The organism is Sorangium sp. So ce375 (assembly GCF_051473855.1).
In the GTDB taxonomy this organism is placed as follows: Bacteria; Myxococcota_A; Polyangia; order Polyangiales; family Polyangiaceae; genus Sorangium.
Genome location: NZ_CP150335.1, coordinates 591,528 through 614,452 on the forward strand (window position 1 = coordinate 591,528; position 22,925 = coordinate 614,452).

Genomic DNA, 22,925 nt, shown 5'->3' on the forward strand with positions numbered 1-22,925 from the left:
CTCGACGTCCGTCTTGAAAATCGGGAGCACTCGAGCGAGATCGGCGCCGCCGGAGGACGCCGGAGCTTCGGTCCGCCCCGGCTCGGCCGCGCGGCTGGGCTGGGCTACAGACTGCGCTCTCCCGGCCGATTCCAGCGAAACGGACGAAAACGATGCACAGCGCTTGACACGTCTCTTGCAGGGGGCTAAGAGCCTCCTCCCTTCGCGGGACTCGTCTACCTTCGGAGCGACGTGAGCGGTACCAACCGCTTCATCTCGCTGCGGTCCAGCCTGGTCGGGACACTCCGAACCGCGCAGGCAGACGGTCCAGCAGGGCCGGGAGTTGATTGCTCGTAGAGAAGTGACCGGTCTTGGGACATTTCGCTAGGTCAGCACGCACGTCCCCGAAGCGCGGGGGGACGCGCAGCGGATGGATGTCGCTGGCGTAGCTCAATCGGTAGAGCACCTGCCTTGTAAGCAGGGGGTTAGGGGTTCAAGTCCCCTCGTCAGCTCCGATGCAAGGCAGCAGGTCGATGGTTCGGGAGGTCGCGGCAGAGACAAATTCGAAAAAATCGAATAAATAGAGAAAATCTGGAGGGTTGCCCGAGCGGCCAAAGGGAGCAGACTGTAAATCTGCCGGCAATGCCTACGATGGTTCGAATCCATCACCCTCCACCGGGGCGGTCTTTCGCTCCGAAAGCGGTCCGACCAAGATACAGATCCGCTGGGAACACTCTCGGCGGAGGCCCCGCGGGCGTAGCTCAGTTGGTAGAGCGTCAGCCTTCCAAGCTGAACGTCGCCGGTTCGAACCCGGTCGCCCGCTCCGTGGTCGGTCGTTTGCCCACCTAGCTCAGTTGGCAGAGCACGTCCTTGGTAAGGACGAGGTCGTCGGTTCAATCCCGATGGTGGGCTCTAGCGAGGACAGCGAAACGCAGTCGCGAACTTTCATTCGGCAGGAGACATCTCGATGGCCAAGGAGAAATTCACTCGTACGAAGCCGCACGTGAACGTGGGCACCATCGGCCACATCGACCACGGCAAGACCACGCTCACGGCGGCGCTCGTCAAGGTGCAGTCGAAGCGCAACCTGGCGAAGGCGATCTCGTACGCCGACATCGCGAAGGGCGGGACGGTCCGTGACGAGACGAAGACGGTGACCATCGCGGCGGCGCACGTCGAGTACGAGTCGGCTAACCGCCACTACGCGCACGTCGACTGCCCCGGGCACGCCGACTACATCAAGAACATGATCACCGGCGCGGCGCAGATGGACGGGGCGATCCTCGTCGTGTCGTCGCTCGACAGCGTGATGCCGCAGACGCGCGAGCACGTGCTGCTCGCCCGGCAGGTCGGCCTGAACCACATCGTCGTGTTCCTCAACAAGTGCGACGCGGTGGACGACCCGGAGATGCTCGACCTTGTCGAGATGGAAGTCCGCGAGCTGCTGTCGAAGTACAAGTTCGACGGTGACAACGCGCCGGTGGTCCGGGGCGCGTCGCTGCCCGCGCTGCAGGGCGACCCGAAGTGGGAGGAGACGATCCAGCAGCTCCTCAGCGCGCTCGACAGCTACATCCCCGAGCCGGTGCGCGACATCGACAAGCCGTTCCTGATGGCGATCGAGGACGTGTTCTCGATCAAGGGCCGCGGCACGGTGGCCACGGGCCGCATCGAGCGCGGCGTGATCAAGGTCGGCGACGAGGTGCAGATCATCGGCTTCAAGGACACGAAGAAGTCGGTCGTGACCGGCGTCGAGATGTTCCGCAAGCTGCTCGATCAGGGGCAGGCGGGCGACAACGTCGGGTGTCTGCTCCGCGGTGTTGAGAAGGAAGAGATCGAGCGCGGCCAGGTGCTGGCGAAGCCCGGGTCGATCACGCCGCACACGAAGTTCACCGGTGAGGTGTACGTCCTCAAGAAGGAGGAGGGCGGGCGCCACACGCCGTTCTTCACCAACTACCGGCCGCAGTTCTACATCCGCACGACGGACGTGACCGGCACGGTGAACCTCCCCGAGGGGGTGAAGATGGTGATGCCGGGCGACAACATCACGATGACGATCGAGCTCATCGCCCCGGTCGCGCTGGAGGAGCAGATGCGCTTCGCCATCCGCGAGGGCGGTAAGACGGTGGGCGCCGGCGTCGTCACAAAGATCCTCGCGTAGGAGGCCGACGTGGGCGAGCAGGCCAGTGGATGGCGTGCGGCGCGCATCGCCGTCTCACTGGCCTGCAGCGAGTGCAAATCGCGGAACTACAAGACCACGAAGGCGACGGACCAGGTGGTGTCGCTCAAGAAGTTCTGCAAGCAGTGCAAGAAGCACACGGTTCACGACGAGACGAAGTGAACGGGTGTTCAGGAAGGCGCAGCGGTTCTAGGGGTATAGCTCAGTTGGTAGAGCAGCGGATTCCAAATCCGCAGGTCGGGAGTTCGAGCCTCTCTGCCCCTGCCGGGGAAAGTGGGCGCCCCAGGGCCGCCCTTAGGTCCCTACCGAGCAGGCTTCTGTCTGCCGCGGATCGGCGCGTTTGGTGTTGTTATGGCGAAGGGTCAAAAAGACAAGCAGCCGCCGAAGGTCGCGGAGGACGAGGAGCCGGAAGAATCCGAACCGGGCCTGCCTGCCGATGCGTCGTCGCTCGTGACACGGAGCGAGGGGACGGGGGCAGCTGACGCGAAGGACGCCGAGGCGTCCAGCGCCGATGAGTCGGACGACGCCGATGAGGCGGAAGACGAGGGCGCGGCCGCTCAGCTCGGGACGGAGCGCTATGTGCTCGCCGGCTTCTTCGCCTCCGGAATGCTGCTCGCGTACTTGCTCGGCAAGTTCGTCCACGGCGTCTGGGCGACCCTCGCCAACAAGGACTGGTTCAGCCGGACGCTCCCGGCGCTCTCCGCGGTGGGCGACGACGACAAGACGACGTACGGCATGATCATCGGCGGCGTCGTCGCGCTGATCGTCGTGCTTCGCTCGTTCCGGAACGCCGAGCTCCGCAACTGGAGCGATGAGGTCGCCTCCGAGCTGGCGAAGGTGAAGTGGCCGACCAAGAAGGAGGTGACGAATGCGACGTTCGTCGTCATCGCGACGACCACCGTGGCGACCCTCTACCTGGCGCTGCTCGACCGCTTCTGGGCGTTCGTGACCAACATCGTTTACGGCGATGGAAGCTGAAGCAGGGAGATCCTGAGGGAATCAAGCGCCATGGCCAAGAAGTGGTACGTCATCCATACCTACTCGGGATACGAGGCGAAGGTGCGCGACGCGCTCCAGCAGCGCGTGAAGCAGTACAGCCTGGAAGATCGGTTTGGCGAGATCCTCATCCCGAGCGAGACGGTCACGGAGAACCGTCCCGGCGGTAAGACCCGCGTTCGTCAGAAGCTCAGCCTGCCCGGCTACATCTTCGTCGAGATGGAGATGAACGAGCAAGTCTGGCACCTGGTCAAGGACACGCCCAAGGTGACCGGCTTCATCGGCAACCAGACGCCGCAGGAGGTCCCGCTGGTGCAGATCGACAACCTCCGGCGCGGGATCGTCGAGGGGTCGGTCAAGCCGAAGCCGCGGCTCACGTTCGAGGTGGGTGAGGAAGTGCGGGTCCTCGATGGCGCCTTCGCGAACTTCACCGGCACGGTGGACGACGTGAAGATGGACAAGCAGAAGCTCAAGGTGAAGGTCAGCATCTTCGGCCGACCCACCAGCGTGGAGCTCGACTTCTCAGCCGTGGAGAAGCGCTAGCCAGGAACGGACGGCTGCAAACCTGCGGGCGAGCACCGCGCCTCCGCGATGCTCCGCTGTTTCTCTGAATAGTAGACCGCCCGTCGGGCGGCGGTTCGATAGGGTGCGAGATTCATCATGGCGAAGAAAGTCACTGGGTACGTGAAGCTGCAGCTTCCGGCGGGCAAGGCCAACCCGTCGCCCCCCGTCGGTCCGGCGCTCGGCCAGCACGGCGTCAACATCATGGCGTTCTGCAAGGACTTCAACTCGCGGACGGCGGCGCAGGGAGACATGATCATCCCGGTGGTGATCACGGTCTTCTCCGACCGCTCGTTCACGTTCATCCTCAAGACGCCGCCGGCCTCCGTGCTCCTCAAGAAGGCGGCGGGGCTCGAGACGAAGAAGAAGCCGGGCGCGGGCTCCAAGGAGCCCAACAAGGTCAAGGTGGGCAAGGTCACGCAGAAGCAGCTGAAGGAGCTTGCCCAGCTCAAGATGCAGGACATGAACACGACGAACCTCGAGTCCGCGATGCGCAGCATGGCGGGCACGGCGCGCTCGATGGGCATCGACGTGGTCGACTGAGGTGGTCGTGGCGCTCCCCGCCGTCGGGGATGCGCAACCCCCGGTGGCGCCCCGAGCGTGGGCGCCCCGGTGGGCCGGGGAGCAAGACTTACCACGGTTGTTTAAGGCGCACCGTGGGAGGCGAGAGCCGTTAAGAAGGAGGGCATGTGCCGAAAGTCGCCAAAAAGAAAGTCGCAGCGCGGGCGGTCGTCGACCGCGCTCGAAAGTACACGTTGCAGGAGGCGTGCGCGCTTGTGAAACAAGCGGCGCCCGCCAAGTTCGACGAGACGGTGGACCTCGCGGTCCGGTTGGGTGTCAACCCGCGGCACGCAGACCAGATGGTCCGCGGCGCCGTGGTGCTCCCGCATGGTACGGGGCAGTCGCTTCGGGTCCTGGTGTTCGCCAAGGGCGAGAAGGCCAAGGAAGCCGAGGCGGCCGGCGCCGACCTCGTCGGCGAGGCAGATCTCGTGAACAAGGTCCAGGAAGGCTTCATGGACTTCGATCGCGTGATCGCCACGCCCGACATGATGGGCCTGGTGGGCAAGCTCGGCCGTATCCTCGGTCCGCGCGGCCTGATGCCGAACCCGAAGGTCGGGACCGTGACGTTCGACGTGAAGACGGCCGTCTCGGAGGCCAAGGCCGGCAAGGTCGAGTACCGCGTCGAGAAGGCGGGCATCGTGCACGCTCGGATCGGCAAGGTCTCCTTCGCTGAGAACGCGCTCCAAGTGAACGCGGACGCGCTGATCCAGGCGCTCGTCCGGGCCAAGCCGGCGACGGCCAAGGGCATCTACCTCCGGAGCATCACGCTGTCCTCGACGATGGGCCCCGGGGTTCGCATCGACCCGGTCCACTTCGTCGGCAAGACAGAGGAGGCGTAGCCCATGGAACGGTCCCAGAAGGAAGTGCTGATCGGCTCCGTCCGGCAGAAGTTCGAGCGGATGTCTTCCGCGGTCTTCCTGGACTTCAAGGGGATGAACGTCGAGGCGGTCACCAAGCTTCGCGATGAGTTCCGGAAGTCCGGCGTGGAATACCGGGTCGTGAAGAACACGCTCGTACGCCACGCCATCAAGGAGCACCCCTGGGCGAAGACCCTCTCGAAGAGCCTGACCGGCATGACCGGCGTGGCCTGGAGCTTCGAGGATCCGAGCGCGGCAGCCAAGGTCGTCAAGGCGTTCCGCAAGGACAACCAGAAGCTGCAGATCAAGGCGGGGCTCATCGAGGGGCAGATCCTCTCCGGTGACGCCGTCGAGACGCAGCTCGCGACGATGCCCGGCAAGGATGAGCTTCGTGCCACGCTGCTCGCGACGCTGCAGGCGCCGCTCCAGCAGTTCGTGCAGCAGCTCAACGCGCCTCTCCAGAATTTCGCCTATCTCTTGAAGGCGAAGGAAGAGAACGCGGGCAAGCAGGCCTGAGAGGGCACTTTCGTATCAATTGGGCCTTGCGCCCGTCTGGTTTTGGTTTACATGGCCCCCTCCCCGGGGCGCGCAGAAGAGTTTGAAGGAGTCTTGCAATGGCTGAGATCACGCGCGAGCAGGTCGTCGATTACCTCTCCAACCTCCCTGTCATCCAGATCGCCGAGCTCATCAAGGACCTCGAGAACAAGTGGGGCGTCAAGGCTGCCCCCGCGGCCGTCGCCGTCGCGGCTGGCCCCGCGACCTCCGCTCCGGCCGAGAAGGCCCCGGAGCAGACCGAGTTCGACGTCGTCCTCGCGAACGCCGGCAGCAACAAGATCGGCGTCATCAAGGCGATCCGCGAGATCACCGGTCTGGGCCTGAAGGAGGCGAAGGACCTGGTCGAGGCCGCGCCGAAGACCGTCAAGGAGCAGGTTTCCAAGGCGGACGCGGAGGAGATGAAGAAGAAGCTCGTCGAGGCAGGTGCTACCGTCGAGCTCAAGTAACGATCACCGCTCCCTGCTAGGGAAATCGGGATCCGCCGGAGGACGGCGGCAGGGGCGGTCGTCCCTGCCGCACGTCCCGCTTTTGTCTGATAACCGGGGCCGCGCGTACGGGCCCTCGCGCAACGCTGAAGAGGACCGGGAGTACGGGTCCTCGGTCAATCCTGAAGGGGACCGCGGGTGCGGGTCCTCGGCCAACGTCGGAGCTCAATGGGTCGCCACGCGGTCCGCTCTGCCCCCACAACCAAGATGTTTTGGGTCCTCATTCCCTGGGGACGCTCGCTCGCCATTCGTGCGTAGCTTCGTGTTCGTTGCTCGGTTCGAGCAGTGCGCCCGCCCCGCGCTGCTCGTGTGAGCCGGAGGAAATCGATGCCGTCGGTCGTCCAATCCAACTTCCGCGTCCGTAAGAACCTGGGTCGCGTTCGTCGCATCATCGACGTCCCCAACCTGATCGACATCCAGAAGTCGAGCTACGACAAATTCCTCCAGATGAGCGTTCCGCCGAACGAGCGGGAGGAGGTCGGGCTGCAGGCGGTGTTCCGCTCGGTCTTCCCGATCAAAGACTTCAACGGCACGAGCGAGCTCGTCTTCGTCTCGTACAACCTCGAGCCGCCGAAGTACGACGTCGATGAGTGCCGTCAGCGCGGTATGACCTACTCGGCGCCGATCAAGGTCACGAACCAGCTGATGATCTACGACACCCGCGACGGCGGGGAGCGGATCGTGCGCGACATCAAGGAGCAGGAGGTCTACTTCGGCGAGCTCCCGCTGATGACCGAGACGGGCACGTTCATCATCAACGGCACCGAGCGCGTCGTCGTCAGCCAGCTGCACCGGAGCCCCGGTGTCTTCTTCGATCACGACAAGGGCAAGACGCACTCGAGCGGCAAGCTGCTCTACTCCGCGCGCGTCATCCCGTACCGCGGCTCGTGGCTCGACTTCGAGTTCGACCCGAAGGATATCATCTACGTTCGCATCGATCGCCGGCGGAAGATGCACGCGACGGTGCTGCTGCGCGCGCTCGGGTACTCGACGCAGGACCTGCTGAACTACTTCTACTCGACCGAGACGGTCTACCTCGAGAAGGGCGGCAAGTACGCGAAGAGCATCGAGTACGATCTCCTCGCCGGCCAGCGGACGACGCGCGACATCAAGATCGGCAACGACGTCATCGTCAAGAAGAACACAAAGTTCACCCGCGCCGCCATCCGGAAGATGAAGGAGGCGAAGCTCGAGCGGCTCAGCCTCGAGCCGGAAGAGCTCGTCGGGAAGGTCGCCGCGCACGACATCGTCGATCCGGAGACCGGCGAGGTCGTGGTCGAGGTGAACGAGGAGCTCACCGAGGCGAAGCTCGAGCGGCTGCGCGACGCGAACATCGAGCAGTTCCGCATCCTCTTCATCGACGGCCTGAACGTGGGCTCGTACCTGCGCGACACGCTGCTCACCGACAAGGTGAAGACGATGGAGGACTCGATCCTCGAGATCTACCGGCGGCTGCGGCCGGGCGATCCGCCGACGCTCGAGACCGCCAAGACCCTGTTCCACAACCTGTTCTTCAACGCCGAGCGCTACGACCTCTCGAAGGTCGGCCGGCTGAAGCTGAACTACAAGTTCTACCGCGACGTCCCTGAGGACGAGCGGCCGGGGCTCGACCTCACGGTGCTCACGCCGCAGGACATCCTGGAGACGGTGCGTCACCTGATCGAGCTCAAGAACGGGCGCGGCTCGGTCGACGACATCGACCACCTCGGCAACCGCCGCGTGCGCGCGGTCGGCGAGCTGATGGAGAACCAGTACCGCATCGGCCTCGTCCGCATGGAGCGCGCGATCAAGGAGCGCATGAGCATGTCGCAGGAGATCGACACGCTCATGCCCCACGACCTGATCAACGCGAAGCCGGTCAGCGCGGTCGTGAAGGAGTACTTCGGGAGCTCGCAGCTCTCGCAGTTCATGGACCAGACCAACCCGCTCTCGGAGGTCACCCACAAGCGCCGCCTCTCGGCGCTCGGCCCGGGTGGCCTCACCCGCGAGCGGGCCGGGTTCGAGGTGCGCGACGTCCACGCGACCCACTACGGCCGTATCTGCCCGATCGAGACGCCGGAAGGGCCGAACATCGGCCTCATCGCGTCGCTGTCGACGTTCGCCCGCGTGAACGAGTTCGGGTTCGTCGAGACGCCGTACCGGAAGGTCGAGAACGGCCGGGTGACCGAGGACGTGATCTGGCTCTCCGCGCTCGAAGAGGAGGGCAAGTACATCGCCCAGGCGACCGTGAACCTCGATGAGGGCGGCCGCTTCAAGGAGTCGCTGGTCTCGGCCCGCTACAACGGCGAGTTCAAGATCGTCACGCCCGAGATGGTCGAGCTGATGGACGTCGCGCCGAACCAGATGGTGTCGGTCGCCGCCGCGCTCGTGCCCTTCCTCGAGCACGACGACGCGAACCGCGCGCTCATGGGCGCCAACATGCAGCGTCAGGCCGTGCCCCTCGTGCAGTCGCACGCGCCCCTCGTCGGCACCGGCATGGAGGAGCGGCTCGCCCGCGACTCCGGCGTCTGCGTCATCGCGCGGCGCCCCGGGGTGGTCGAGAGCGTCGACGCAACGCGCATCGTCGTCCGCGCCGAGGGCGAGGGCGCCGAGGTGCCCGATATCTACCACCTGATGAAGTTCCAGCGCTCGAACCAGTCGACCTGCTACACGCAGAAGCCGGTCGTCAGGACGGGCGAGGTGGTGAAGAAGGGCGACGTGCTCGCCGACGGCCCGTCGACGGACATGGGTGAGCTCGCGCTCGGCCAGAACGTGCTCGTCGCGTTCATGCCGTGGCAGGGCTACAACTTCGAGGACTCGATCCTCGTCTCCGAGCGCATCGCCAAGGACGACGTGTTCACCTCGATCCACATCGAGGAGTTCGAGTGCGTCGCCCGCGACACGAAGCTCGGCAAGGAGGAGATCACCCGCGACATCCCGAACGTCGGCGAGGAGGCGCTCAAGGACCTCGACGACTCCGGCATCGTGCGCATCGGGGCCGAGGTGCGGCCGGGCGACATCCTGGTTGGCAAGATCACCCCGAAGGGCGAGACCCAGCTCTCACCCGAGGAGAAGCTGCTCAGGGCGATCTTCGGCGAGAAGGCCGGCGACGTCCGCGACAGCTCGCTCAAGGTGCCGCCCGGCGTCGGCGGGATCGTCATCAACGCCCGCGTGTTCTCGCGCAAGGGGACCGAGAAGGACGACCGCGCGCGGGACATCGAGGATCAGGAGCGGGCCAGGATCGAGCGGACGCGCGACGAGGAGATCAAGATCCTCCGCGACTCGTTCTTCCGCCGCATCCGCGAGCTCCTCCTCGGCAAGGAGGCGACGGGCAAGCTCGTCGACGACAAGGGCAAGGTGCTCTTCCAGAAGGGCGCCATCATCGACGAGCCCTCGCTCGCCGAGATCCCCCGCAAGTACTGGGGGGAGATCCCCGTCGACGACGCCGAGCGGGTCCAGCAGATCCTGCGCGACCTCGAGGAGCTCGTCCGCACGCGCGAGGAGCACTTCCGCGACAAGATCGATCGCCTCTCCAAGGGCGACGAGCTGCCGCCGGGCGTCATCAAGATGGTGAAGGTCTATATCGCCATCAAGCGCAAGCTCCAGGTCGGCGACAAGATGGCGGGCCGCCACGGCAACAAGGGCGTCATCAGCCGCATCCTCCCCGAGGAGGACATGCCGTATCTGCAGGACGGCAGGCCGGTCGATCTCGTGCTGAATCCGCTCGGCGTGCCGAGCCGCATGAACGTCGGTCAGATCCTCGAGATCCACCTCGGGTGGGGCGCATTCGAGCTCGGCAACCAGCTGCAGCGGATGATCGAGCAGCAGCGCGCGAGCGCCGAGATCAAGGAGCACCTGAAGGCCATCTACGCGGGCGACGAGACCATGAACGGCTTCTTCGACGACCTCGACGACGGCGACGTCAAGCGCTTCGTCAAGACGGTCGACGAGGGCGTCTTCATGGGATCGCCGGTGTTCGACGGCGCGCACGAGTCCGACATCAAGGGCGCCCTCGATCTCGCGGGTCTCCCGACCTCGGGCCAGGCGATCCTCTTCGACGGGCGCACGGGCGACGCGTTCGATCAGAACGTCACGGTGGGCATCATGTACATGCTGAAGCTCCACCACCTGGTCGACGACAAGATCCACGCTCGCTCGATCGGGCCCTACTCGCTCGTCACGCAGCAGCCCCTCGGCGGCAAGGCGCAGTTCGGCGGGCAGCGGCTCGGCGAGATGGAGGTCTGGGCGATGGAGGCCTACGGCGCGGCCTACGCGCTGCAGGAGTTCCTCACCGTGAAGAGCGACGACGTGATGGGGCGCACCCGCATGTACGAGGCCATCGTGAAGGGGGATTACACCCTGGAGGCGGGGCTGCCGGAGAGCTTCAACGTGCTCATCAAGGAGCTCCAGTCGCTGTGCCTGAACGTCGAGCTGGTCGAGACGAGCGCGGGCGTGGAGGCGTCGGCCGCGGAGGAAGAGGAGTGATGCAGTTCGTCACGTCACGAGCGCCGTGCGCCTTTTCGGTGACGGCAGGGGAGGCGCGCCGCGCGGGCGGCGCCCTCTCGAAGGCTCAAACAGTGGGCGCGGACAGGTTCGTCGGTTTCGTTTCCGTCTCCGGAGGTCTCCATGCGTGACATCTTCAGCTTCTTCGAGAAGCCCAAGGACCCGCTGTCGTTCAGCGCCATCCGCATCTCGCTCGCGAGCCCGGAGAAGATCCGCGAGTGGTCGCACGGCGAGGTGAAGAAGCCGGAGACCATCAACTACCGGACGTTCAAGCCGGAGCGCGATGGTCTGTTCTGCGCGAAGATCTTCGGGCCTGTGAAGGACTACGAGTGCAACTGCGGCAAGTACAAGCGCATGAAGCACCGTGGCATCGTGTGCGAGAAGTGCGGCGTCGAGGTCATCCAGTCGAAGGTCCGGCGCGAGCGGCTCGGGCACATCTCGCTGGCCACGCCGGTCGCCCACATCTGGTTCCTGAAGAGCCTGCCGTCGCGCATCGGCAACATGCTCGACATCACGCTCAAGGACCTGGAGAAGGTCCTCTATTGCGAGGCCTACATCGTCATCGATCCCAAGGAGACTGGCCTCATGCGGGGCGATCTCCTGAGCGAGGAGCGGTATCTGCAGCTCCTCGACGAGTACGGTGACGACAAGTTCAGCGCCGGGATGGGCGGCGAGGCGATCCTCGAGATGCTCAAGCAGGTCGACGTCCACGGCCTGGCAGAGCTGCTCAGGACGGAGATGCGCGCCGCGACCAGCGAGGCCAAGCGGAAGAAGCTCGCGAAGCGGCTCAAGGTCGTCGAGGCGTTCCGCGAGAGCGGCAACCGGCCCGAGTGGATGATGCTGACCGTGATTCCGGTGCTCCCGCCGGATCTGCGCCCGCTCGTCCCCCTGGACGGCGGCCGCTTCGCGACCAGCGATCTCAACGACCTCTACCGCCGCGTCATCAACCGCAACAACCGCCTGAAGCGGCTCCTCGAGCTGAACGCGCCGGAGATCATCATCCGGAACGAGCGCCGGATGCTGCAGGAGGCGGTCGACGCGCTGTTCGACAACGGCCGCCGCGGCAAGACGATCACCGGCCCGAACAAGCGCCCGCTCAAGTCGCTCTCCGACATGCTGAAGGGCAAGCAGGGCCGGTTCCGCCAGAACCTGCTCGGCAAGCGCGTCGACTACTCGGGCCGCTCGGTCATCGTCGTGGGCCCGACGCTGCGCCTGCACCAGTGCGGCCTGCCCAAGAAGATGGCGCTCGAGCTCTTCAAGCCGTTCATCTACAACAAGCTGGAAGAGCGCGGCTACGTCAACACCATCAAGAGCGCCAAGAAGATGGTGGAGAAGGAGCGCCCGGAGGTCTGGGACATCCTCGAGGAGGTCATCAGCGAGCACCCGGTGCTCCTGAACCGCGCCCCGACGCTCCACCGCCTCGGCATCCAGGCGTTCGAGCCGGTCCTCATCGAGGGCAAGGCGATCCAGCTGCACCCGCTGGTCTGCGCGGCGTTCAACGCCGACTTCGACGGCGACCAGATGGCGGTCCACGTGCCGCTGTCGGTCGAGGCGCAGATGGAGGCGCGCGTGCTCATGATGAGCACGAACAACATCCTCTCGCCCGCGAGCGGCAAGCCGATCATCAACCCGACGCAGGACATCGTGCTCGGGCTCTACTACGCGACCCGCGAGCGCAAGTTCGAGAAGGGGTCGTTCCGCGCGGACACCCTCGCCTTCGGCGAGGACGGGGTGGCGCAGGGCTACCTGCGGGGCATCTACGCCTCCCCCGAGGAGGTGCGGATGGCCTACGACAACGGCGAGGTCGCGCTGCACGCCGGCATCCGCGTCCGCGTCCCGGTCATCGACGACGACGGCAACCCGCAGCTCGACGAGTTCGGCCACGTGAAGCGCCGCATCGTCGAGACCACGGTGGGCCGCGTCATCATCTCCGAGGTCCTCCCGAAGGGGGTCGCGTTCGAGTACGCGAACAAGACCCTCGACAAGAAGGCGCTCTCGGCGCTCATCGACGTCTGCTACCGCATCCACCGCAACAAGGAGACCGTCCTCCTCGCGGACCGGCTCCGCACGCTCGGCTTCGACCACGCGATGCGGGCGGGGATCTCGATCTGCATGGATCACATGGTGATCCCGGCGGCCAAGAAGGTCCTCCTGGGCGAGGCGCAGAAGGAGGTCGAGCGCGTCGTCGAGCAGTACCAGGAGGGGCTCATCACCGACGGCGAGCGGTACAACAAGATCGTCGATATCTGGGCGAGCATCGCCGACCAGGTCACGACGGAGATGATGGGCGGCATCGGCAAGGAGACGATCGTCGACCACGAGACGGGCAAGTCCTCGATCGAGCCGAGCTTCAACCCCATCTACATCATGGCCGACTCCGGCGCGCGCGGCTCCACGCAGCAGATCCGGCAGCTGGCCGCGATGCGCGGCCTGATGGCCAAGCCGTCCGGCGAGATCATCGAGACGCCGATCACCGCGAACTTCCGCGAGGGTCTCAGCGTGCTCCAGTACTTCATCTCGACGCACGGCGCGCGGAAGGGCCTCGCCGACACGGCGCTCAAGACGGCGAACTCCGGGTACCTCACCCGGCGTCTCGTCGACGTGGCGCAGGACGCTGTCATCTCCGAGTTCGACTGCGGGACGCTCGACGGCATCCGCGTGGCGAAGCTCGAGGAGGCCGGCGAGGTCATCCAGCCGCTCGGCGACCGCATCCTCGGCCGCGTCGCGCTCGAGGACGTCGTCGACCCGCTCACCGGCGAGGTGCTCATCACCGCGAACACCGAGCTCGACGAGCAGGCGGTGCGGTCGATCGAGGACGCGGGCATCGAGGAGGTCGTCATCCGCTCGGTGCTCACCTGCCAGCTGCGTCGGGGCGTCTGCGCGCTGTGCTACGGGCGCGACCTCGCGCGCGGCTACCGGGTCAACATCGGCGAGGCGGTGGGCATCATCGCCGCCCAGTCGATCGGCGAGCCGGGCACGCAGCTCACGATGCGCACCTTCCACATCGGCGGCACCGCGGCGCGCGGCAAGATCGAGGCGAGCTACCTCGAGGCCCGCACCGAGGGCACCGTCCGCCTCCGCCGCGCGGTCGTCCAGAAGAAGAAGGACGGCACCATGGTGGTCATGAACCGCCACGGCGAGATCGTGGTCGTCGACGAGACGGGCCGCGAGCGCGAGCACAACCGCCTCGTCTACGGCGCCATCCTCAAGAAGGCCGACGGCGAGCGCACCAAGCCCGGCGAGCTGCTCGCCGAGTGGGACCAGTTCGCGACGCCGATCCTCACCGAGGTCTCCGGCGTGGTGAAGTTCGGCGACCTCATCGAGGGCGTCAGCGTGCAGGATCGCCTCGACGAGGTGACGGGCCTCTCGCGAAAGGTCGTCATCGAGTCGAAGGCGGCCGACGTCCGCCCGCGCATCTCGCTGAAGGACCCGGAGTCGGGCAAGACGCTGAAGCTCCCGAACAGCGAGCTCGAGGCGCGCTACCTGCTCCCCGTCGGCGCCCACATCGTCGCGCAGGAGGGGGATCTCATCGAGGCCGGCGAGGTCATCGCCAAGATCCCGCGCGACACGACGAAGGTGCAGGACATCACCGGCGGTCTGCCCCGCGTCGCCGAGCTGTTCGAGGCCCGAAAGCCGAAGGATCACGCGATCATCAGCGAGATCGACGGCGAGGTCACGTTCGGCAAGGACACGAAGGGCAAGCGGAAGGTCATCATCACGCCGTACTCGCCGGACGGGCACGCGCTCGGCGATCAGGCGCGCGAGTACCTGATCCCGAAGGGCAAGCACATCCAGGTGCAGCCGGGCGACCGGGTGCGCGCGGGTGATCCCCTCCAGGACGGCCCGCCGAACCCGCACGACATCCTCCGGGTGAAGGGCGAGAAGGAGCTGTCGGCCTGGCTCGTGAACGAGATCCAGCAGGTTTACCGGCTCCAGGGCGTCGGCATCAACGACAAGCACATCGAGGTCATCGTCCGGCAGATGCTCCGGCGGGTCCGCGTGCGCGAGGTCGGCGACACGAACTTCCTGGTCGACGAGCAGGTCGAGAAGCACATCTTCGAGAAGGAGAACGAGACCGTCCTCGAGCGCGGCGGCAAGCCCGCCATCGCCGAGGCGCTCCTCCTCGGCATCACCAAGGCCAGCCTGTCGACGGAGTCGTTCATCAGCGCCTCGTCGTTCCAGGAGACGACCAAGGTGCTCACCGAGGCCGCGATCAACGGCAAGACGGACGATCTCCGCGGTCTCAAGGAGAACGTCATCATGGGCCGCCTGATCCCGGCCGGGACGGGGCTGCCCGCCTACAAGCGCCTCCAGGTCGTGGTCGAGGGCGAGCCGGTGGTGCAGGCGCCGTACGTCGCCCCGCGGCCGCGTCCCGAGGAGACGCTCACGGCCGTGAACGAGGAGTGACCGCCCGCCGGCGCGCCCAGGGCGGGATCCAACCCCGACCCCGGGCGCGCCGCCCGTCTCCCGAAGCGCGCTCCGGCGGCTCAGGAGGCGGTTTCCACTTCTGCCACCAGGCTCGCCGGCCCGGCGAGCCGCGCCGGACGTGGCGTGCGCGCCTACCCCGGGTCAGCCTTCACCTCCACGTCGCAGCGTATCGGGTCGAGCGGGTCTCGGCGGCCAACCGGCGTCGGCCGGAATGCTCACGGGGCTCGCGCGCCGCGCCGAGCTCTGCTCTCATTCCTCGAGCGCACCCCATGGCTGCATACGCCGCGAGCGGCAGGCCAGCTCTCCCCGCGTGCTCCCGTTCCGCGAGGGTTCTTGGGCGCGCCACCTCCAATTTCTGGGTAGAATCAGGGTTTCGATGGCTTCCGTTCAAGGATTGAACCAGCGGATTGCCGATCGCCTCGTCCTCGAGGGGCGCATCACCCCGGACGATCACCGTCGTGCGGTGGAGTACGCGATGCGTACGCGCGGCCGTATCGAGGACGCCATCATCGAGCTCGACATCGTCAACGAGGCCGAGCTCCTGAAGTTCATCGCGACCGTCCACAACACCCGCTTCGTCTCGACCGAGAAGCTCTCGAAGGCGATCATCGAGCCCCGCGTGCTCGCCAAGGTCTCGGCGATCACCGCGACGTTGCACGGCGTCTTCCCGGTCCTGCTCGACGATCGGAACACGACGCTCTCGGTCGCGACCGCCGATCCCGACAACGACGTCGCGCTGCACGAGATCCGGCTCGCCGCGGGCGTGCGGGACGTACGCGCCATCGTCGCCAGGCCGGCGGCGGTCCGCGCGGCCATCGCGTACCACTACCGGGGCGACACGACCGCGTTCAGCTCGCTGCTGCGCCCGGTCAGCTCGTTCGACGAGATCCTCTACACAAACAGCAGCAACCCCTTCGAGCGCACGTCGATGGCGCACGAGCGCGCGTCGATGACGCACGAGCGCGCGTCGATCACCCACGAGCGCGCGTCGATGACGCACGTGCCCGCGGCGATCCCGCAGCCTCCGCACGGGCAGACGATGCACGTGCAGCCGACGCACGCGGCGCCCACGCAGGCGGGGCCGATGCACCCGCAGGCGATGCACGTGCAGCCGACGCACGCGGCGCCCACGCAGGCGGGGCCGATGCACCCGCAGGCGATGCACGCGCAGCCGGCGCACGCGCAGCCTGTCGCGTCGGTGCCGGCGTCGCTCGTCACGGCGCCGCAGGTCCCCGCGGTGATGCGCGCGCCCTCCGCGCCGCCCCGCGTGGCGCCGGCCGGCCCCCCGCCCACGCCGGTGCCCCCTTCGCCGCCCGTCCAGCCGCAGGTCGCGCCCGCCCCGATCTCCGCGCCGGTCGCCGTGGCGCCGCCGCCGCCGCCGGCGCACCCGACCTCGAGCCACGCGTACGTCGAGACGCTGAACGTCCTCGTCAGCCTGCTCGAGAACGCGCGGCAGGACCTCCGAGGCCACTCCTCCACGGTCGCTCGCATCGTGCGCAAGCTCTGCGAGCGCATCGGCCTGCCGCCGACGACGGTCGCGAGCTACGTGGCCTCGGCCTACCTGCACGACCTCGGCAAGAACGGGCCGTACCACCTCACCGCGCTCAACGTCGCCGAGTACGAGGGGCACCGGCTCGCCGCGACGAAGAGCGTCGATCTGCCGGCGCACCTGATGGAGTCGGTGGGGCTGCCGCAGGAGGTCGTCTCGGCGATCAGCATGATGTACGAGCGCTACGACGGCAGCGGCTTCCCCGATGGCCTGTCCGGCAAGGAGATCCCGCTCGGCGCGCGCATCCTCGCGGTCGCGGACACCTACGCCGACCTCACGCAGAACCCGCGCAACCCCTACCGCAAGGCGCTCCGCCCGCCGGAGGCCTGCGACGTGCTCGCCCAGTACCGCGCCACCATCTTCGATCCGAACATCGTCGATCTCTTCCGCCAGGTCATGACCGGCGACGACATGCGGGCGAAGCTCCTGTCCGACCGGCACCAGGCGCTCATCGTCGACCCGGATCCCGAGGAGACGACGGTGCTCGAGCTGCGCCTGCTCGAGCAGGGCTTCGAGGTCTCGATCGCGCGCAACGTCGCGCAGGCGCGCCGCGAGCTCGAGACGAAGGACATCGAGGTGGTCGTCAGCGAGATCGATCTCGAGGAGCCCGACGCCGGCCTCGCGCTCCGCGCCGACGCGCTGAAGCTCGGCTTCGGCCGCGACAAGACGTGGGTCATCCTCACCGCGAAGACGGACCGGCAGACCGCGCAGCGCGCCTTCGATCTCGGCGTCGACGACTTCGTCTCGAAGCCGGCGTCGACCGACGTGATGGCCGCCAAGCTCCGCCAGCTCATCGAGCGGCGCTCCTCGACCGCCGTCCCTCGCGGCGTCTCGGGCTCGCTCGCCGAGATGGGCCTGCCGGACATGATCCAGATCCTCTGGCACGGCCGGAAGACGTGCGCGCTCAAGATCCAGGCGAACTCCATGGCCGGCGAGATCCACTTCGCCGACGGGCAGGTCGTCCACGCGCTCTGGGCCGGAGCGCAGGGCGAGGACGCGTTCTACCGGATGCTCACGCTCCGGGAGGGCGACTTCCGCCTCGACCCGAGCTTCTCGCCGAGCACCCGCAGCATCACCGCCTCGCCCGAGGCGCTGCTCCTCGAAGGGATGCGCCGCCTCGACGAAGGGACGCTGTCCTAGGCGCGCCGCGCGGGAGGCCCCTTGATGAGCTCCGTCTGCATCGAGACCCCGCGGCTGCGCCTCTCCCTCCCGCCCGTCGAGCTCGCGGGCCGCTACCTCGCCTATTTCGAGCGCAACCGCGACCACCTGGCGCGGTGGGACCCGCCGCGCCCCGAGGGCTTCTACACGGAGGCGTTCTGGCGCGAGCGCCTCCTCCGCGACCACGACGACTTCGTCGCGGATCGCGCGCTCCGGCTCGCGCTGCAGTGGCGCGGCGCCCCCGGCGGCGAGGTGATCGGGGTCTGCAACTTCACGCAGTTCGTCCGCGGCGCCTTCCAGGCCGCGACCCTCGGCTATTCGCTCGACCAGCGCGCCGTGGGCTCGGGCCTGATGTTCGAGGCGATCGAGGCGGCGATCGCGTACGTGTTCGACACGCTCGGCTTCCACCGGGTGATGGCGAACTACCTGCCGCACAACGAGCGCAGCGGCCGGCTGCTCCGGCGCCTCGGCTTCGTCGTCGAGGGGTACGCCCGCGATTACCTGTTCATCGACGGCGCCTGGCGCGATCACGTCCTGACCGCGCTGACAAACCCGAGGCCCACGCCGCCGGGCGCCTCGCGGACGCCGGGGGTGGCGCTCCCCGCCCGCGGCGCCGGCCAGCGCCACGGGTGATCCGGCCTCGCCGCAGCGAGCGCCGCGCGGCGTCCGGGCTCCGCGCGCTGGCGTAGTAAGTAGTAACTCGACGAGAGCATTGAAGATTGTTCCCGTCCCGCCCGCGGCGGCCGCGCGGCGCGTCTTGCCCCGCAGAAGGCGCCGCCCTACTTTGTCGGGAGGCGTGGACCGCGGGTGCGGCCGCGACCCGGAGGCACATGTACGGTCCGCAAGGCAACGGTGGCGGCAGCGCACGCAGACCAGCGCAGCGCTCGACGAAGGTCACGGTCCCCGAGATCCGCTCGCGCAAAGGGAGCTCGCCGATCGCGATGGTGACGGCCTACGACTTCACGATGGCGCGGCTGCTCGACGAGGGCGGCGCCGATCTGCTGCTCGTGGGCGACTCGCTGGGGATGGTCGTGCAGGGGCACGCGACCACCCTCCCGGTGACGGTCGAGGAGATCTGTTACCACGGGCGCGCGGTGGCGCGCGGCGCGCGGCGGGCCCACGTCGTGGGCGACATGCCGTTCATGAGCTTCCAGCTCTCTCCGATGCACGCGCTCGAGAACGCCGGGCGCATGATGAAAGAGGGCAGCTTCGAGAGCATCAAGCTCGAGGGCGGCGAGGAGATCGCCGAGCACGTGCGGCGGATCGTCGCCGCGGGCATCCCGGTGATGGGTCACCTCGGGCTCACGCCGCAGTCGGTGCACGCGATGGGCGGCTTCAAGGTGCAGGGCAAGGGCGACGAGGCGGCCGAGCGCCTCATCGCCGACGCGCGCATCCTCGACGAGGCGGGCGCCTACGCGATCGTGCTCGAGGCCATCCCGCCGGATCTGGCGCAGGAGGTGACGGCGGCGGTCTCCGTCCCGACGATCGGCATCGGCGCCGGGGCCGGATGCGACGGGCAGGTGCTCGTCTGTTACGACCTGCTCGGGATGTTCCGCGAGCTGACGCCGAAGTTCGCGAAGCGCTTCGCCGAGGTCGGCGATCAGATCGTGGAGGCGACGCGCGCCTACGTGGGGGAGGTGCAGTCGCGCACGTTCCCCGCTGCAGAGCACAGCTTCAAGCCGAACGGGCCTCGCCGCGCCGCCAGCGTGCCCGCCGCGCCGGCCAAGCCCGAGTTCGCGCCCGCGGACGAGATCCCCCCGCACTGGCAGACGCACTGAGCGCAGCGGCGCGGCCGTTCGAGGCCGGCCGTTCCGCGCCCGTCGGCGCGCGCTCCGCGTAGGTAGGCGGCCGGAGGTGGCCAGCCCTGGCTCGCGCGGCCCTCCTCCAGCCTCAGCTCGCCTGGCGCGCCGCCGGTTCCTGCCGCCCTCCGAGGGCGCGCAGGAAGAGCTCGACCGCGAGAAGCCCGAGCAGCAGCAGCGCGACGTAGGGCGACCCGTCGATGGAAGCAGACATGCCGCCCAGCTCCGCCGCGCGGGCGCTCTCGGCGACGCGCCGCGGGCGAAGGTCGATCTCGCGCTCCGGGACCGACACGACGCGCGTCGAGCGCTCGCCGTCCAGGGTGAGCTCGTAGAGGCCGGCGAGCGGCGGCGACACGCGAAGCCGCCGATCGACCTCGGCGACGGGGAGCGCCTCGCGTGACCGCGAGCCCAGCGGGGCCCGGTCGCTCTCGACCCGCACGCGCTCGACCTTGACGTCGCGGTAGCCGTCGAACGTCCACACCTCGCCCGCGGCGAGGCGCCGCGCGCCGCCGCGGGCGCGCGCGGCGCCGACGAAGCCGTCGAGCAGCGACAGGAACGCCGGCCGCAGCGCGACGTCGCTCTCCTCCGTGCTGAGGGGCAGCGTCATGAACAGCACGACGCCGCGCCCGAGCGGGCGGCGAACGAGGAACGGGGCGCCGTCCGCCCACCGGGCGAGGACCTCGGCGCCCTCGGAGGCCTCCGCGTCCAGCGTGGCTCGGCCGCGCGGGGCGAGGTCGGTGAGGCCGGCCGCGGACGGGCCGAGCCAGCCCGCCGTCGCAGGATCCACGCCGGGCACCGGGGACGCCGACCAGCGGACGACGCCAGGGATCAGCGGCTCGAACCCGGCGCCGAGCGGCGCCGCGGCCGCGCGCTGGCCGAGCGTCAGCAGCGCGACGCCGCCGCGCTCGACCCACGCGGCGAGCGAGCGGCGCACCTCCGGCGTGAAGCCCGGCGCGTCGTCGACGATGAGCCCCGCGTGCGCGGCCAGCTCGTCGGCGTGCTCCGGGACCGAGGGCAGCGGCCTGATCTGCGCGTCCAGGTCGAGCGCCGACAGCGCCTGCTCGAGCGGCGGCGGGCCGCCCGTCTCGACGTGCGTGGTCGCCGGGTCGACAACGACCGCGATCGAGAGCGGACCGCCGGCGGAGATGATCGGCGCGCGGTCGTCCTCGGCGATCGCGTCGGCGCCGGTGAGCGCGGCGATCAGGATCTCGGGCGTCCCGGCGGGGAGGTCGATCGAGAGCTCCTCGGCGCGCAGCGCCGGATCGAGCGCGACCTTGCCGATGACAGCGTCGCCGGCGCGCACCTCGACGGATCGCCCCGCAGCGGCGGAGGCGCCCGCGGCGGGGGGCGCCTCCGCGCCGCCGTCGGGCTGCGCGCCGGCGACGTCGGGCCCGCGCGCCGCCGTGGACGCGGCGGTGCAGACGACGCGGACGCGCGCCTTCAGGCTGGATCGATCGGCGCGGACGATCCCGCAGTCCTGCCCCGTCGCCTCGAGCTCCTGGAGCGGCACCCACGTGGCGACGTCGGGGGTGCCCGAGATGGGCGGGGCGCCGGGCGCGCCGTCCGCGAGGTCGCTGAGGAGCACGATGCGCTTGTCGCTCTGGGGCAGCCCCCGGAGCAGATCGCGGGCGAGATCGAGGGCGCCGTCGAGGTCGGTGGCGCGATCCGACGGCGTCGTCGCGTCGAGCGCCTCGCTGACGGCGGCGAGGTTGGTGGTCGACGCGAGGGCGACGCGGGCCGGCGCGCCCGCGAGGACGAGCGCCGCGGCGTCGCCGGGCGCGAGGCCGCCGGCGAGCTCGCGCGCTGCCGTGAGCGCGCGCTCGAACCGCGAGGGGATGTCGCTCGATCGCCCGTCGCGCGCGGCGCCTTCGGCGCTGCCAGGGCGCGCCCGCATGCTGAGCGAGTCGTCGATGACGATGGCGAGCGCGACCGACGCGCCAGCCCTGCGGCTGAGCGACAGGTGCGAGCAGCGGAGGAGCGGCGTGGCGCCGAGCACCGCGAGCGCGATCACCGAGACGGCCCGGGTGGCGAAGAGGGCCCGATCCTCGAGGAGGCTCCGGCGCCGCGCCGTCGGCGGCGTGGCCGGGACCAGGCGCGCGGGCGGGAACGGCCGCTCTTCGGCGCGGCGACGGCGCAGGAGGTGCGCGGCGACCGGCGCGCCGACGAGCAGCGCGACGAGCAGCGCGCCGAGCGTGACGAAGCTCATCGCCGCACCTCGGCGACGGCCTGCACGAGCGCGCGGACGACGTCGGTCGGAGGATCGGCGCTCGTCGCGCGGAGCAGGCGGCCGCCGCGCGACGCGAGCGCCCGCGACCAGGTCTCGGTGAGGGCGGCGAGGCGCGCCTGGTACTGCGCGCGGACCGCGCCGGCGTCGGCCTCCACGACGGCGCCTCCCTCCAGGGCGCGGAGGCGCACGTTGCCCTCGAAATCGAGCGCGGCCTCGCTGGGATCGAGGACCTGGAGCGCGATCAGCGTGCGGCCGCCGGTGCTGAGCGCCGTGAACGCGGAGAGCGCGCGGTCCCCGCCCGACGGGGCCGCGCCGGATTCATGAGCGAGATCGATGAGATCCGAGATGAGCAGGACGACGGCGCCGCGGCGGGCCTTCTTCGCGATGGGCGCGAGGGCGCGCTCGATCGCGCCGGCGTCGCCGCTCCAGTCCTGGGCGGCGGAGGTGGCCTCGAGGGCGCCGACGATCCGCTCGAACGCCTCGCGCCCGGCCATGGCGGGCAGGCCGTGGGTGCCGGCGCCGCCGAGCCAGGCGAGCCCCACCGGGTCGCCGGTGGCGAGCGCGACGCGGGCCATCGCCGCGGCGATGAGCGCCGCGTAGGCCAGCTTGGCGCCGGGCGCGCGCCGGCCGCGGTAGGACATCGAGGCGGTGGCGTCGACGCACAGCCAGAGGGCGCGATCGGTCTCGGTCTCGAACTCGCGCACCATGAGGCGATCGTGGCGGAGCAGCGCGCGGCGATCGAAGAAGCGGAGATCGTCGCCGGGCACATAGGGTCGCTGACCGCCGAACTCGACGCCGGCGCCCTTTCGGACGCTCCTGTGCATCCCGGCGTAAACGCCCTCGGCGACTGCGCGCGACTTGAGGCGGAGCGGGGCGAGCCCGCCCCAGTCGATGGGGAACGCGGCGAGCGAGGCGCGGTCGGAAGCGAGCGGCACGGTGGCGATTCTTAGCCTGGATCCACGGGGCGATCACCACGGGGCAGCGCTGCCTTGTCTGCGGCCGCCGACGCGCGCCAATCGTAGGGTGGCGTGCGGTAGACGTGGGGGCGACGCGCGGTAGACGTGGGGGCGACGCGCGGTAGACGCGCGGCGGCCGTGCGGCAGGAGCCCGGC

General features: G+C 68.8%; 15 protein-coding genes and 5 tRNA genes. 18 read left to right on the top strand and 2 right to left on the bottom strand.

The annotated features are described in order from the left end of the window. Window positions 1-418 precede the first annotated feature (418 nt). The 18 genes from WME90_RS02375 to panB all read left to right on the top strand — a co-directional run bounded on the left by WME90_RS02375 (window position 419) and on the right by panB (window position 19,565). Window positions 419-491, top strand: a tRNA-Thr gene (locus WME90_RS02375). 81 nt (window positions 492-572) lie between these two features. Next, a tRNA-Tyr gene (locus tag WME90_RS02380) sits at window positions 573-654 on the top strand. Window positions 655-729: 75 nt separating this feature from the next. Further along, window positions 730-802 (top strand) — tRNA-Gly (locus WME90_RS02385). Between the two features lie 16 nt (window positions 803-818). Then, window positions 819-891 (top strand) — tRNA-Thr (locus tag WME90_RS02390). A 55-nt stretch (window positions 892-946) separates the two neighbouring features. Beyond that, on the top strand, window positions 947-2,137 hold the full coding sequence (gene tuf / locus WME90_RS02395; protein ID WP_012233037.1) for an elongation factor Tu: 1,191 nt from the start codon (window positions 947-949) through the stop codon (window positions 2,135-2,137). A 9-nt stretch (window positions 2,138-2,146) separates the two neighbouring features. Beyond that, complete coding sequence (gene rpmG / locus WME90_RS02400) at window positions 2,147-2,317, top strand: 50S ribosomal protein L33 (protein WP_437279424.1); 171 nt, start codon at window positions 2,147-2,149, stop codon at window positions 2,315-2,317. Between the two features lie 29 nt (window positions 2,318-2,346). Further along, window positions 2,347-2,419, top strand: a tRNA-Trp gene (locus tag WME90_RS02405). Between the two features lie 87 nt (window positions 2,420-2,506). Continuing rightward, window positions 2,507-3,133 (top strand): preprotein translocase subunit SecE, encoded by a 627-nt coding sequence (secE, locus tag WME90_RS02410; protein ID WP_437279425.1) that lies wholly within the window; start codon window positions 2,507-2,509, stop codon window positions 3,131-3,133. 30 nt (window positions 3,134-3,163) lie between these two features. After that, window positions 3,164-3,694 carry a transcription termination/antitermination protein NusG gene (gene nusG / locus WME90_RS02415; RefSeq protein ID WP_437279426.1) on the top strand — a complete coding sequence of 177 codons (531 nt, stop codon included), beginning with the start codon at window positions 3,164-3,166 and terminating at the stop codon, window positions 3,692-3,694. A gap of 117 nt (window positions 3,695-3,811) precedes the next feature. Further along, window positions 3,812-4,255, top strand: coding sequence for a 50S ribosomal protein L11 (gene rplK, locus WME90_RS02420; protein WP_437279427.1), 444 nt, complete (start codon window positions 3,812-3,814; stop codon window positions 4,253-4,255). Between the two features lie 146 nt (window positions 4,256-4,401). Then, window positions 4,402-5,112, top strand: a complete 711-nt coding sequence (gene rplA, locus WME90_RS02425) for a 50S ribosomal protein L1 (RefSeq protein ID WP_437279428.1) — start codon at window positions 4,402-4,404, stop codon at window positions 5,110-5,112. 3 nt (window positions 5,113-5,115) lie between these two features. Beyond that, entirely contained in the window at window positions 5,116-5,646 is a 531-nt protein-coding gene (gene rplJ, locus WME90_RS02430; RefSeq protein WP_437279429.1) for a 50S ribosomal protein L10, read from the top strand. Between the two features lie 98 nt (window positions 5,647-5,744). Then, on the top strand, window positions 5,745-6,131 hold the full coding sequence (gene rplL / locus WME90_RS02435) for a 50S ribosomal protein L7/L12 (RefSeq protein WP_437279430.1): 387 nt from the start codon (window positions 5,745-5,747) through the stop codon (window positions 6,129-6,131). A gap of 366 nt (window positions 6,132-6,497) precedes the next feature. Further along, on the top strand, window positions 6,498-10,634 hold the full coding sequence (gene rpoB, locus WME90_RS02440; protein WP_437279431.1) for a DNA-directed RNA polymerase subunit beta: 4,137 nt from the start codon (window positions 6,498-6,500) through the stop codon (window positions 10,632-10,634). A 141-nt stretch (window positions 10,635-10,775) separates the two neighbouring features. Next, window positions 10,776-15,059: a DNA-directed RNA polymerase subunit beta' gene (rpoC, locus tag WME90_RS02445; protein WP_437279432.1), complete on the top strand. Its 4,284-nt coding sequence runs from the start codon at window positions 10,776-10,778 to the stop codon at window positions 15,057-15,059. Between the two features lie 397 nt (window positions 15,060-15,456). After that, window positions 15,457-17,769 (top strand): HD domain-containing phosphohydrolase, encoded by a 2,313-nt coding sequence (locus tag WME90_RS02450; RefSeq protein ID WP_437279433.1) that lies wholly within the window; start codon window positions 15,457-15,459, stop codon window positions 17,767-17,769. Window positions 17,770-17,793: 24 nt separating this feature from the next. Next, the gene (locus WME90_RS02455) at window positions 17,794-18,420 is read left to right on the top strand and encodes a GNAT family N-acetyltransferase (protein ID WP_437279434.1); all 627 of its coding nucleotides are present in this window, start codon (window positions 17,794-17,796) and stop codon (window positions 18,418-18,420) included. 197 nt (window positions 18,421-18,617) lie between these two features. Beyond that, window positions 18,618-19,565: a 3-methyl-2-oxobutanoate hydroxymethyltransferase gene (gene panB / locus WME90_RS02460; RefSeq protein ID WP_437279435.1), complete on the top strand. Its 948-nt coding sequence runs from the start codon at window positions 18,618-18,620 to the stop codon at window positions 19,563-19,565. Between the two features lie 112 nt (window positions 19,566-19,677). On the opposite strand, the gene WME90_RS02465 is transcribed toward panB, so the two are convergent. Both WME90_RS02465 and WME90_RS02470 read right to left on the bottom strand, forming a co-directional pair. After that, window positions 19,678-21,792: a VWA domain-containing protein gene (locus WME90_RS02465; protein WP_437279436.1), complete on the bottom strand. Its 2,115-nt coding sequence runs from the start codon at window positions 21,790-21,792 to the stop codon at window positions 19,678-19,680. Next, complete coding sequence (locus WME90_RS02470; RefSeq protein ID WP_437279437.1) at window positions 21,789-22,748, bottom strand: DUF58 domain-containing protein; 960 nt, start codon at window positions 22,746-22,748, stop codon at window positions 21,789-21,791. Before WME90_RS02470 ends, WME90_RS02465 begins: the two co-directional genes overlap by 4 nt. Between the last annotated feature and the right edge of the window lie 177 nt (window positions 22,749-22,925).